Source organism: Brevundimonas albigilva, from assembly GCF_023573565.1.
Taxonomy (GTDB): Bacteria; Pseudomonadota; Alphaproteobacteria; order Caulobacterales; family Caulobacteraceae; genus Brevundimonas; species Brevundimonas albigilva.
Genome location: NZ_CP097649.1, coordinates 2,373,270 through 2,385,319, shown reverse-complemented (window position 1 = coordinate 2,385,319; position 12,050 = coordinate 2,373,270). Strand labels below are relative to the sequence as shown.

10 protein-coding genes are annotated in these 12,050 nt (G+C 69.3%); 6 read left to right on the top strand and 4 right to left on the bottom strand.

Annotated features, from left to right (window positions below):
• Window positions 1–4 precede the first annotated feature (4 nt).
• Together putP and uvrB are read right to left on the bottom strand one after the other, a co-directional pair.
• Window positions 5–1,513, bottom strand: a complete 1,509-nt coding sequence (gene putP, locus M8231_RS11880) for a sodium/proline symporter PutP (protein WP_284150787.1) — start codon at window positions 1,511–1,513, stop codon at window positions 5–7.
• Between the two features lie 348 nt (window positions 1,514–1,861).
• A complete protein-coding gene (gene uvrB / locus M8231_RS11875; RefSeq protein WP_250201527.1) occupies window positions 1,862–4,201 on the bottom strand; it encodes an excinuclease ABC subunit UvrB in 2,340 nt (779 codons plus the stop codon).
• Between the two features lie 153 nt (window positions 4,202–4,354).
• Between uvrB and M8231_RS11870 the strand changes: the two genes are divergently transcribed.
• The 3 genes from M8231_RS11870 to M8231_RS11860 all read left to right on the top strand — a co-directional run bounded on the left by M8231_RS11870 (window position 4,355) and on the right by M8231_RS11860 (window position 7,681).
• Window positions 4,355–4,687 carry a PadR family transcriptional regulator gene (locus M8231_RS11870; protein ID WP_250201526.1) on the top strand — a complete coding sequence of 111 codons (333 nt, stop codon included), beginning with the start codon at window positions 4,355–4,357 and terminating at the stop codon, window positions 4,685–4,687.
• A gap of 26 nt (window positions 4,688–4,713) precedes the next feature.
• Window positions 4,714–5,733 carry an HAAS signaling domain-containing protein gene (locus M8231_RS11865; protein ID WP_250201525.1) on the top strand — a complete coding sequence of 340 codons (1,020 nt, stop codon included), beginning with the start codon at window positions 4,714–4,716 and terminating at the stop codon, window positions 5,731–5,733.
• A 172-nt stretch (window positions 5,734–5,905) separates the two neighbouring features.
• Window positions 5,906–7,681, top strand: a complete 1,776-nt coding sequence (locus M8231_RS11860; protein WP_249749767.1) for an SLC13 family permease — start codon at window positions 5,906–5,908, stop codon at window positions 7,679–7,681.
• Between the two features lie 16 nt (window positions 7,682–7,697).
• On the opposite strand, the gene M8231_RS11855 is transcribed toward M8231_RS11860, so the two are convergent.
• On the bottom strand, window positions 7,698–7,907 hold the full coding sequence (locus tag M8231_RS11855) for a flagellar basal body rod C-terminal domain-containing protein (RefSeq protein ID WP_249749768.1): 210 nt from the start codon (window positions 7,905–7,907) through the stop codon (window positions 7,698–7,700).
• Between the two features lie 185 nt (window positions 7,908–8,092).
• On the opposite strand from M8231_RS11855, the gene M8231_RS11850 reads away from it, so the two are divergent.
• The 3 genes from M8231_RS11850 to M8231_RS11840 all read left to right on the top strand — a co-directional run bounded on the left by M8231_RS11850 (window position 8,093) and on the right by M8231_RS11840 (window position 11,385).
• Entirely contained in the window at window positions 8,093–9,985 is a 1,893-nt protein-coding gene (locus M8231_RS11850) for a DEAD/DEAH box helicase (RefSeq protein WP_250201524.1), read from the top strand.
• A gap of 80 nt (window positions 9,986–10,065) precedes the next feature.
• Window positions 10,066–10,389 (top strand): Mpo1-like protein, encoded by a 324-nt coding sequence (locus M8231_RS11845; protein WP_249749770.1) that lies wholly within the window; start codon window positions 10,066–10,068, stop codon window positions 10,387–10,389.
• Between the two features lie 93 nt (window positions 10,390–10,482).
• Window positions 10,483–11,385 (top strand): hypothetical protein, encoded by a 903-nt coding sequence (locus M8231_RS11840; RefSeq protein ID WP_249749771.1) that lies wholly within the window; start codon window positions 10,483–10,485, stop codon window positions 11,383–11,385.
• A gap of 93 nt (window positions 11,386–11,478) precedes the next feature.
• On the opposite strand, the gene M8231_RS11835 is transcribed toward M8231_RS11840, so the two are convergent.
• Window positions 11,479–12,045, bottom strand: coding sequence for a 3D domain-containing protein (locus tag M8231_RS11835; RefSeq protein ID WP_249749772.1), 567 nt, complete (start codon window positions 12,043–12,045; stop codon window positions 11,479–11,481).
• Window positions 12,046–12,050 lie beyond the last annotated feature (5 nt).

The window sequence follows — 12,050 nt, the reverse complement described above, 5'->3', positions numbered from 1 at the left end:
CGCCTCAGTCCCCGCGCCTGCGCGCGTCGGCCAGCAGCTGCTCCACGTGCTCGAAGGTTTCGACCACGTCCTGGGGCGGCGCCGTGTCCAGCTTGCTGACGACCACGATGGCCAGCAGGCTCAGCAGGAAGCCGGGGACCATTTCGTACAGCACGCTGCTCAGCGCCGCGCCGTTCGGCAGCACGGGGGCGTAGATCCAGAACAGCACGGTGGCCGCGCCGACGATCATCCCCGCCAGGGCGCCGTTGCGGGTCATCCGCTTCCACGTCAGCGACAGGATCACCAGCGGCCCGAAGGCGGCCCCGAACCCGGCCCAGGCCTGGGACACCAGGCTCAGCACGTTGCTGTTGGGATTGTAGGCCAGGCCGATCGCCGCCAGGGCGACGGCCAGCACCGCCAGCCGCCCGACCATCACCAGCTCCTTCTGCGGCGCGTTCCGGCGCAGGAAGACGGCGTAGAAATCCTCGACCAGCGAACTGGACGACACCAGGAGCTGCGACGAGATGGTGCTCATGATCGCCGCCAGGATGGCCGCCAGCAGGAAGCCGGTGATCAGCGGGTGGAACAGGATGTCGCTCAGCACGATGAAGATGGTCTCCGGGTCCGCGATCTGAAGCCCCGTGCGGGTGGCGTAGGCCAGACCCGCCAGGCCGGTGCCCAGGGCGCCGATCACCGTCACCGCCATCCAGCCCATGCCGATGTTGCGCATCGTCGGCACGTCGCGCACCGAGCGCACGGCCATGAAGCGCACGATGATGTGCGGCTGTCCGAAATAGCCCAGCCCCCACGCCAGGGCCGAGATCGCGCCGATCACGGTGACGCCCTGGAACAGGTCCAGCAGGCCGGGATCGATGCCGCGCACCGTCTCGGTCATGCCCCCCACGCCGCCGATCTGGCCCAGCGCCACGATCGGCACCAGCACCAGGGCCACGAACATGATGCAGCCCTGGACGAAGTCGGTCAGGCTGACGGCCATGAAGCCGCCGATCATCGTATAGGCCAGCACCACCCCGGCGGTCAGCCACAGGCCCCAGCCGTAGTCCAGGCCGAAGGCGCTCTGGAACAGCTTGCCCCCCGCCACCATGCCCGACGAGGTGTACAGGGTGAAGAAGACCACGATCACCACCGCCGACACGATCCGCAGCAGGCGCGACCGGTCGTTGAACCGCTTGCCGAAATAGTCGGGAATGGTCAGGGCGTCCTGCGCCGCCTCGGTATAGACCCGCAGCCGCGGCGCCACGATCAGATAGTTGGCCAGGGCGCCGACGAACAGGCCGATGGCGATCCACGCCGACGACAGGCCCGACACATACATGGCGCCGGGCAGGCCCATCAGCATCCAGCCGCTCATGTCCGACGCGCCGGCCGACAGCGCCGACACCGTCGGCCCCAGCCTGCGCCCGCCCAGGACATAGCCGGACACGTCGTCGGTGCTGGTCCGGAACGAATAGACGCCGATGCCCAGCATCAGCGCAAAATACAGTCCGAGGGTGATGTAGGTTCCGATTTCCATGCCCTGGGGTAGCAAGCGAAATCCCCCGCCGACAACCCTTTGCGGCCAAATCGGGGCAGGGCGGCCCCGGCCTCAGGGCGCCGCCGCCCCCTCGGGCAGGCCCCGTTCCTCGCGCAAGTCGTGCGCATGCAGCCGCGCCATCGCCTGGCCCGGCACGTCCAGCGGCCTCAGCGAGCCGTCCGTCCGCCAGAACGCCTCGGCCCACGGACGCCCGGCCTGGACCGCCCGCCGCCGCCGGAACCTATCCGATCAGGATGTTGCAACCCTGCCAGCCCTCACTCGCACCCGGGCGTTCTATGCCGCACCCTTGAAGACGGCGGCCTCATAGCCGAGCGGAATGTTCCGCCCCTACCGTCCCTTCCTGAACGCCTCCGCCTTCTCCGCCGCCGCCTGGGCGCGCCACTTCTTCGGGGCGGACTTGTCGACCTCTTCGCCGGCGGCGGTCAGGGCTTCGTTGGCGAACTCCAGGTCCATCAGCTTCATGCGTTTGATCTCGTCGCGCAGGCGGGCGGCTTCCTCGAACTCCAGGTTGGAGGCGGCCTCGCGCATGCGGCCTTCCAGGTCCTTCAGCGCGGCCTGGAAGTTGGAGCCGACGAAGGGCTTGGAGGCCTCGGCCACGCCCGGTTTGGTCAGGCGGTCCAGCTCGCGGGACTCATAGGGGCTTTCCAGGATCTCCTTGATGTCGCGCTTGACGCTTTCGGGCGTGATGCCGTGTTCGGCGTTGTAGGCCTGCTGCTTCTCGCGGCGGCGGTCGGTCTCGGAGATGGCGCGTTCCATGCTGCCGGTCATGCGGTCGGCGTACAGGATGACGCGGCCGTCGACGTTGCGGGCGGCGCGGCCGATGGTCTGGATCAGCGAGGTCTCGGAGCGCAGGAAGCCCTCCTTGTCCGCGTCCAGGATGGCGACCAGGCCGCATTCGGGGATGTCCAGCCCCTCGCGCAGCAGGTTGATGCCGATCAGGCAGTCGAAGGCGCCCAGCCGCAGGTCGCGCAGGATCTCGATCCGCTCCAGCGTGTCGACGTCGGAGTGCATGTAGCGGACGCGCACCCCCTGTTCGTGCATGTATTCGGTCAGGTCCTCGGCCATCTTCTTGGTCAGGGTGGTGACCAAGCTGCGGTAGCCGCGGGCGGTCGTGGCCTTGACCTCGTCGATGACGTCGTCGACCTGGTTGCGGGTGGTCCCCGAGACCGGGCGGATCTCGACCGGCGGATCGATCAGGCCGGTGGGGCGGATGACCTGTTCGACGAAGACGCCGCCGGACCGCTCCATCTCCCACGGGCCGGGGGTGGCGCTGACGTGCACCGTCTGGGGCCGCATGGCGTCCCATTCCTCGAACTTCAGCGGGCGGTTGTCGATGCAGGACGGCAGGCGGAAGCCGTATTCGGCCAGGGTCGACTTGCGGCGATAGTCGCCGCGGAACATGCCGTTGATCTGGCCGATGGTGACGTGGCTTTCGTCCACGAACAGCAGGGCGTTGTCGGGGATGTATTCGAAGAAGGTGGGCGGCGGCTCGCCCGGCGCGCGGCCGGTCAGCCAGCGGGAATAGTTCTCGATGCCGGCGCAGCTGCCGGTGGCCTCCATCATCTCCAGGTCGAAGCGGGTGCGTTGCTCCAGGCGCTGGGCCTCCAGCAGCTTGCCGTTCTCGACCATCCAGTCCAGCGTCTCCTTCAGCTCGGCCTTGATGCCCAGGGTGGCCTGGTTCAGCGTCGGGCGCGGGGTGACGTAGTGGCTGGCGGCGTAGACCGTGACCTCGTCCAGGGCGGCGGTCTTCTTGCCGGTCAGGGGATCGAACTCCTCGATCGCCTCGATCTCGTCGCCGAACAGGCTGACGCGCCAGGCCCGGTCCTCCAGGTGGACGGGGAAGATCTCGACGGTGTCGCCGCGCTTCCTGAACATGCCGCGTTCGAAGGTCGCGTCGTTCCTCTTGTACTGCAGCGCGATCAGGTCGGCCCGCAGCTTCGCCTCGTCGATCGTCGCCCCGACCTTCAGGTCGAACGTCATCGCCGTATAGGTCTCCACCGAGCCGATGCCGTAGATGCAGCTGACCGACGCCACCACGATCACGTCGTCCCGCTCCAGGATCGCCCGCGTCGCCGAATGCCGCATCCGGTCGATCTGCTCGTTTATGCTTGAGTCTTTCTCGATATAGGTGTCGGTGCGCGGAACGTAGGCTTCCGGCTGATAATAGTCGTAATACGATACAAAGTATTCGACGGCGTTGTCCGGAAAGAACGACTTGAACTCAGAATACAGTTGGGCGGCCAGGGTCTTGTTGTGGGCCAGGATCAGGGCCGGGCGCTGGGTCTGTTCGATGACCTTGGCCATGGTGAAGGTCTTGCCCGAGCCGGTGACGCCCAGCAGCACCTGGTCGCGGTCGCCGGCCTCCGCCTGGGCCACCAGTTCGGCGATGGCGGCGGGCTGGTCGCCGGCGGGGACGTATTTGGTCTCCAGCCGGAACTTGCCGCCCTTCCGGGCGCCCTCGCGCGAGGGGCGGTGCGGGGTCCAGTCGGCGGGGGCGGCGGGCGCCTCCTCCGGCGTCAGGCGCGGGCCGGCCACGGGGGCGAACATCGGCATCTTGCCCGTGTCGCGGATGAAGGCGGCGGCGGCCTCGCGCACGCCGGGATCGGGCACGTGGACGGGCTTGTTCGTCTTCGTGGGCGTCGATTTCGGCGAGGAGGAACGGTTCATGAACGAAAGCTAGTGCGCCAAGGACGGTTTCGCCATAGCGCGCGGGCGCCGAGGGAGGTTGCGTCAGGCGGCGCGGCGCCCGTCCTTGACTCTCTCACACAGTATGCCGCATACACTGTGTGTCACACACTATGTGACGCATGGAGAGTGCGAGTGGGCGCGGACGAGGAACTGCTGTTCGAGAGCCTGAGGCTGGAGCTGAGGCGGGGGTCGCTGATCCTGGCCGTGCTGGCCAGCCTCAGGCGCGAGCAATACGGCTATTCGCTGCGCGTCGCGCTGAACGAGGTCGGCGTCGAGATGGAGGAGAGCACCCTCTATCCCCTGCTGCGCCGGCTGGAGAGCCAGGGGCTGCTCGACAGCGAATGGCGCGAGGAAGATCGACGGAAGAAGCGGTTCTACCGCCTGTCGTCGCGGGGCGAGGCCATGCTGGCGCGGCTGGCGGCCGAATGGCGGAGCCTTTCGGCCTCGCTGGAGAAGATGCTGTGAACACCGGGAAAGAAGGAGGGGCCGGGATGGACCTGGTCGAACGCTATCTGAAGGCCGTCGCGGCGCAGCTGCCGAAGGAAACGCGCGAGGACATCGTCGCCGAACTGCGCGACGACATCATGGGCCGGATCGAGGACCTGGAGGCGCGGCTGGGCCGGGCGCCGACCGACGACGAGGTCGAGGCGCTGCTGCGCGAGGCGGGACATCCGCTGACGGTGGCCGCGCGCTATCGCCCGGGACCGCAGGCGCTGATCGGGCCGGAGCTCTATCCCTGGTGGCTGTTCGGCGTGAAGGTCGGCCTGACGGTGATGGCCTGCGTCACCCTGATCGGCCTGGCGGCGCGGGTGCTGGCCGGCGACGTCTATCCGGGCCAGGCGATCGGCCAGGGCGTGGCCAGCCTGTTCAGCGGGGCGGTGTCGATCATCGGCATACTGACCGTGGCGGGCTTCATCCTGGAGCGGCAGGCGAAGAAGCCGGACTTCATCGCCAAATGGCGCGTCAAGGACCTGGGCCTGTTCGAGCTAGGCGGAAACATCGACGCCGACGACTGGAGCCGCAAGCTGGCAGGCGACTGGTCGGAGCCGAAGGCCAAGCCGGGCCCGGCGGTGAAGGAAAGCGCCGAGATGTCGCCGGTGGCCCGCGCGGTGGCCAGCGCCATCGGCTGGACGGTGGTGCTGCTGTGGTGGACGGGCCTGCTGCCGGTGATGGCGATCCGGCCCGAGGAACTGGCCGGCGTGGTCGACGGCGTCAACTATGGCCTGATCCTGCGCCAGATGGTCCAGGCGGCCTATTGGCCCGTGACCCTGTTCGCGGTCTGCCGCATCGGCTTCGACCTGATGCGGGCGGCCTCGGGCGGAAACGCGCGGCTGACGGCGCTGGGCGACCTTGCGTTCGGCGCGGCGGCGGCCTGGGGCGTGCTGTGGATCTGGTTCTGGTCGGCGCTGAGCCCGGTGATCTGGGTGGGCACGGTCACGGAATTCATCCAGCGCGTGAGCGGACTGTCGACCGGGTCGACGGCGACGTCGGCGGCCTGGCGACCATCCTGATGGTGGTCGTGGTCTGGGCCTTCCTGGCGGAGGTCGCGCGCATGCTCCGGGCGGCGGGCCGGCTGGCGGTCGGCCGGTGAGTTTCCGCAGCGGAAGCGGCTGAACCTTCGGACGCTTTCGCCGTTCCGGCCAAGCGGCGCCATTCCGGCCCGCATCGGGGCTGGATCGTCGCGTGACATTGCAACAGGGTTTGGCCTTCGGGCTGGTGGGGCTGACGGTCGCGGCCTTCATCTGGGGACGGTTCCGCTATGACCTGGTCGCGGTGGGGGCCCTGGTCGCGGGCCTGGCGATCGGCGTGATCCCGGCCGAAGACGCCTTCGAGGGGTTCGCCAACGATGTGACGGTCATCATCGCCTGCGCCCTTGTGGTGTCGGCGGCCTTCGCCAAGTCCGGCATCGTCGAGATGGCCCTGAAGCGGGTCATGCCCTACCTCAAGACCGAGCGCAGCCAGGTTCCGGTGCTGACCACGGCGGTGACGCTGCTGTCGATGGTGACGAAGAACGTCGGCGCCCTGGCCATCATGATGCCCGTGGCCCTGCAGGTCGCCCGCCGCACGGGCACGCCGCAGTCGCGCCTGCTGATGCCGATGGCTTTCGGCGCGATGGCGGGGGGCATGGTGACGCTGGTGGGCACGTCGCCCAACATCCTGGTCGCCGAGGTGCGCCAGGACATCGTCGGGCAGCCGTTCCAGATGTTCGACTACGCCCCCGTGGGCCTGGCCCTGACGGCGGCGGCGCTGGCCTTCCTGGCCTTCGGATACCGGCTGCTGCCCAAGGATCGGACGGGGGCGCTGGGCCTGTCGGCGGCCCTGTCGGCCAACGCCTATCTGACCGAGGCCCATGCGCCCGAGGATTGGCCGCTGGAGCCGACCACGATCACCGCCCTGAGCGAGGCGGCCGGCGGCGAGGTCAAGGTCATGGCCCTGATCCGCGAAGGCAAGCGAAAGGCCCGGCCGCGGGGCAACACCGTGGTCCGCCCCGGCGACACCCTGTTGCTGAAGGGCGGGCAGGAGGCGCTGGAGGACTTCATCGACGCGGCGCGGATGAAGCTGGTGCGCGGCGACCGGCCGGTGCTGCTGGAAGAGGCCAAGGACGAGGTCCATCTGGTCGAGGCGGTGATCGGGGCGGACTCTCCGTTGACCGGCCAGTCGGTGCGGCAGCTGGACCTCTACGGCCAGCATGGGCTGAACCTTCTGGGCGTGTCGCGCAGCGGATATGAGCTGACCCAGCACCTGCGGACCGCCAAGCTGCAGTCGGGCGACGTCCTGCTGCTGCAGGGCTCCGAATCCAACCTGCCGGCCCGGTTGGCCGAACTGAGGCTGCTGCCCCTGGCCGAGCGCGAGGTGCGGCTGGGCGGCGCGCGCCGCAAATTCCTGCCGGCCGTGGTCCTGGCCGTCGCCATGGTGATGGTCGGCTTCGGCGTGATCCCGGTGTCCATCGCCTTCTTCGGCGCGGCCGTGGTGATCGTGGCCCTGGGCGGACTGAAGATGCGCGAGGCCTATGCGGCGCTGGACGGGCCCCTGCTGGTGCTGATCGCCGCGCTGATCCCCGTGTCGGACGCCATCCAGCAGACCGGCGGGGCCGACCTGATCGCCAGCGCCCTGCGCGGCCTGTTCGAGGGCATCCCGCCGGTGGTGGCGGTGGCGGGAATGATGCTGGCGTCGATGGCGGTGACGCCGTTCCTGAACAATGCGGCGACGGTTCTGGTGGTCGCGCCCATCGCGGCGACCCTGGCCCAGCAGCTGGGATACCGGCCCGATCCGTTCCTGATGGCGGTGGCGGTGGGGGCGGCGTGCGACTTCCTGACCCCCATCGGACACCAGTGCAACACCATGGTCATGGGGCCGGGCGGCTACAAGTTCTCGGACTATCCCAAGCTGGGCCTGCCGCTGAGCCTGCTGGTGCTGCTGATCGGGCCGCCGACCATCCTGCTGTTCTGGCCGATGTAGGCGCCCGGCGCGGTCGTCAGGCCAGGATGTCGAGCAGGGTTCCCGTCATCTCGTCGGCGGTCTTCAGCACGGCGACATTGGCCTTGAAGGCCGTTTCGCTCTCGACGCGCTCGACCACTTCCCGTTCGAGGTTGTCGAGCGGTTGGGCGGCGGTGCGGCGCGCGCTGGCCTCGAAACGGCTCTGGGCCGACATCAGGCCGGCGGCGGCGATGGACGTGGCCTGCATGGCGGCTCTCCTTCGCCGGCCAGAATGGACGGGCCCCGTCAACGGGGACTGAAGCAACAGGGTGAACGGCGAAATCCGCCCCACGCCCGCCTTTATCCGTGTATAGAGCGCGCCATCCGCCCGGCCTGAGGACGTCCTCGGCCGGGCGCGGCCGTTTCGGCCGCCGTTCGCTGTTCAGGTTTCCGATGCCCTTTCCCGCCGTCCACCCCGCGCTCGACCGCGCGCTCGCCAACAAGGGCTACGCCGAGCCGACGCCGGTGCAGGCCGCCGTGCTGGAAGAGGGTCACGCCACGCGCGACCTGCTGGTCTCGGCCCAGACCGGATCGGGCAAGACGGTGGCGTTCGGCCTGGCGGCGGCGCCGACCCTGCTGGGCGACCGGCCGACCTTCGGCCCCGGCGGCGCGCCCCTGGCCCTGGCCATCGCCCCCACCCGCGAACTGGCGCTTCAGGTGGCCGAGGAGCTGCGCTGGCTCTACGCCGACGCCGACGCCAAGATCGCCACCTGCGTCGGCGGGATGGACGCCCGGCGCGAGGCGCGGGCCCTGGGCTTCGGCGTCCACATCGTCGTCGGCACGCCGGGCCGCCTGAAGGATCACATCGACCGGGGCAACCTGGACCTGTCGCAGCTGAAGGTCGCCGTCCTGGACGAGGCCGACGAGATGCTGGACATGGGCTTCCGCGAGGACCTGGAGTTCATTCTGGACCAGGCGCCGGCCGAGCGCCGCACCCTGCTGTTCTCGGCCACCATCGCGCGCGACATCGCGACCCTGGCCAAGCGCTATCAGAACGACGCCGTGCGGATCGACGCCACCGACAAGAGCCGCCAGCACGCCGACATCGAATACCGCGCCTATCGCATCCAGCCCAACGAGATCGAGCACGCCACGGTCAACACCCTGCGCTGGTTCGAGGCGGGGCGGGCGATGGTGTTCTGCTCGACGCGCGACAGCGTGCGCCATCTGCAATCCTCGCTGCTGGAGCGGGGCTTCGCCTCGGTCAGCCTGTCGGGCGAGATGGGCCAGAGGGAGCGCACCGAGGCGCTGCAGGCCCTGCGCGACGGCCGTGCGCGGGTGTGCGTGGCCACCGACGTGGCGGCGCGCGGCCTGGACCTGCCCGACCTGGGCCTGGTGATCCACGCCGAGCTGCCGGTGAACCGCGCGGCCCTGCTGCACCGGTCGGGCCGCACCGGCCGGGCGGGCAAGAAGGGCGTCTCGGTGATGCTGGTCCCGCATTCGCGCCGCCGCAAGGCCGAGCGCCTGCTGGCCGAGGCCGGGGTGGAGGCCCAGTGGACCGGCGCCCCCACCTTCGACGAGATCAGGAAGGCCGACGACGCGCGCCTGCTGGACCCCGTCCATTTCGAGGCCGAGGTCTCGGATGAGGACATGGCCGTCGCCAAGCGCATGATCGCCGAGCGCACGCCCGACGAGATCGCCGCCGCCCTGGTCCGCCTGCTGCGCAAGGAGCAGCCCGCGCCGGAGGAGCTGTCCGACCCGGCCGCCGACCGTCCGGGCAAGCGCGAGCGGGTGCGCGCCGACGACGGGACCGCCGCCCAGCCGTGGCCGGGCGAACGGCTGCAGCCCGACGAGGTGGTCTGGTTCCGCATGGACATCGGCCGCAACAAGAATGCTGATCCCAAGTGGCTGATCCCGCTGATCTGCCGCGTAGGCGGCGTCTCCAAGCCGCAGATCGGCTCGATCCGCACCTTCCCCGAAGAGACGCGCTTCGAGATCGCCAAGACCCACGAAAAGGCCTTCCGCGAGGCCGTCGCCGCCTCCAGCGAAGACGTCCGGATCACGCCGTCCGAAGCGCCGACGCCCGGTTCGATGAAGGCGGCGAAGTTCGCCGGCCACAAGTCGGGCGGCCCGCGCCGCGACGACGGCGAGCGCCCGTTCAAGAAGCCCTACGCCAAGCGCGCCGAGGGCGGGGAGGGCGACGCCCGCCCGCCGTTCAAGAAAAAGCCCTGGGCGCCCCACGCCGACAAGGCCCGGGGCGAGGGCGGCGAAGGCGGCAAGTCCTTCGCCAAGAAGCCGTTCAAGCCCAAGCCGGGCTTCAAGAAGGGCGGCTTCAAGAAGGGATGATCGCAAGACGCCCCTGCCCGTGAAGCGGGAGGGGGCCGGCGGCGCTTGCCAGACCCGCGTTCCGGGCGCAGGCTGGCGTCATGACCAGTCCGACGCCGCCTCAGGGACGGTACGCCTCGTTCCAGGCCTTCTATCCCTATTATATCCACGAGCATTCCAACCGGACGTGCCGCCGCATCCATGTGGTCGGCACCGGCCTGGTGATCGCGGCGTTCGTCGCCTTCCTAGTGACGCTGAATCCGTGGTGGCTTCTGGCCATGCCGCTGGTGGGCTACGGCTTCGCTTGGGCAGGGCATTTCTTCTTCGAGAAGAACCGGCCCGCAACGTTCAGATATCCGGTGTGGAGCCTGATGGGCGACTTCCGCCTGTTCTGGGAAACGGTCTCGGGCAAGCGGCGGTTCTGATCGGGCGACCGCTGTTCGATTGAATCTTCACAGGCGCGGGTAAAGGCGTATCTTCCGGTGCGCGGCGGGGGCCGCTCACAGGGGGAGGCATCCATGAAGACGATCGCCACGGCGGCGATTCTGGCGGCGTTGCTGTCGCCGACGGCGGTCCTAGCGCAGAAGGCCGGCGGCGCGCCGGACTTCACGCTGGAGCCGAACTACGGCTCGGTGAACCTGGAAGCCGGGTTCACGCCCGATCCCTGGACCAAGTCGATCCTGGCCGGGGGTTCGGTTCCCGCCTCGGGCGCGCGATCCGGCTGCGAGGGCCGGGTCAGCGCGGCGCCGGACCTGCAGCTGTTCTACGAAGCCGGGTCGTTGGATCTGACCGTTCGCGTCCATGCGTCCGAGGACACGACCCTGTTGATCAACAGCCCCGACGGTCAGTGGTACTGCGACGACGACGGCGGCGGCGGCCTGGACCCGCGGGTCGTCGTGTCCGGTCCGCAAAGCGGCCGCTATGACATCTGGGTCGGCACCTATGGCGACTCCATGGTCCAGTCGACGCTGGAGATCAGCGAACTGGGCGGAACCAGCGGAAGCGGCGGCCCGGGAGCCAGCGGCGGCCCGGACGTGAACGCCTCGCCCAACTACGGCACGGTCAATCTGCGCGCGGGCTTCACGCCGGACCCCTGGACCAAGTCGATCCTGGCCGGCGGTTCGGTTCCGGCCTCGGCGGCGCGGTCCGGCTGCGAGGGCGCGGTCAGCGCCGCGCCCGACGTTCAGGTCTTCTACGACGCCGGCGGCGCCGATCTGACGTTCAAGGTCTCGGCCGGGGAGGACACCACCCTGCTGATCAACACGCCGAACGGACGCTGGTACTGCGACGACGACAGCGGCGGGGCGCTGGACCCCAAGGTCGTGATCACCAATCCGCAGAGCGGGCGCTACGACGTCTGGGTCGGAACCTACGGCGACGACATGGTTCAGTCGACGCTCCAGGTCACGGAAGTGGACTGAGCCCCAGCGCGGCCGCGGGGACGACAAGGAAAAGGCCGGCGGTCCTCTCGGATCGCCGGCCTTTTCACGAATTCAGGCAGACGCCCCGCCGTCTCAGTTCGAGGCGGTGGTCCAGGCCGGCGGGCAGCCGTCGAAATCGCCCGCGTCCACGATGGTCAGGGTGCGCATGTTCAGGCGCTGGGCCGGGCGCATCGAGCCGCGGCCGTGGCCGGTGAACAGATCGATCTTGGCGCCCTTGATCGCCCCGCCCGTGTCCGAGGCGTACCAGTAGCCGTCGTGGATCGAGCCGTCGGCCAGACGCAGGCCCACGGTTTCGCGGATGAACAGCTTGGTGCGGCGCGGAATGACGCGCGGATCGACCGCGACGGTGCGCATGGCGATCGGCCGGCAGCCCAGCGAATCGTTGCCCGTCGCGCCGCCCCCGCCCGCATGATAGAGCCGCGCCGAAGCGCGCCAGTCGGGATCGCCCGCCATCATCTCGGTCTGGTCGGCGCTCAACGCCAGGGCCGCCTCTTCGACGGACCCGGAACCGGTGTCGGCTTCAGGGGTTTCCACCCTGAAAGCATCCGCCGCGACAGCGACATTGTAGGGCACCGGTCCGTTGGCGACGGACGACAGGGCGGCCCAGAACAAGGCGAAGGCAGCGGAGGCGCCGATCATCCGTT

Coding starts and splice junctions, on each gene's coding strand:
- putP (WP_284150787.1), bottom strand. CDS start 1,513: ATGGAAATCGGAACCTACATCACCCTCGGACTGTATTTTGCGCTGATG.
- uvrB (WP_250201527.1), bottom strand. CDS start 4,201: ATGAACCGTTCCTCCTCGCCGAAATCGACGCCCACGAAGACGAACAAG.
- M8231_RS11865 (WP_250201525.1), top strand. CDS start 4,714: ATGGACCTGGTCGAACGCTATCTGAAGGCCGTCGCGGCGCAGCTGCCG.
- M8231_RS11855 (WP_249749768.1), bottom strand. CDS start 7,907: ATGCAGGCCACGTCCATCGCCGCCGCCGGCCTGATGTCGGCCCAGAGC.
- M8231_RS11850 (WP_250201524.1), top strand. CDS start 8,093: ATGCCCTTTCCCGCCGTCCACCCCGCGCTCGACCGCGCGCTCGCCAAC.
- M8231_RS11845 (WP_249749770.1), top strand. CDS start 10,066: ATGACCAGTCCGACGCCGCCTCAGGGACGGTACGCCTCGTTCCAGGCC.
- M8231_RS11840 (WP_249749771.1), top strand. CDS start 10,483: ATGAAGACGATCGCCACGGCGGCGATTCTGGCGGCGTTGCTGTCGCCG.
- M8231_RS11835 (WP_249749772.1), bottom strand. CDS start 12,045: ATGATCGGCGCCTCCGCTGCCTTCGCCTTGTTCTGGGCCGCCCTGTCG.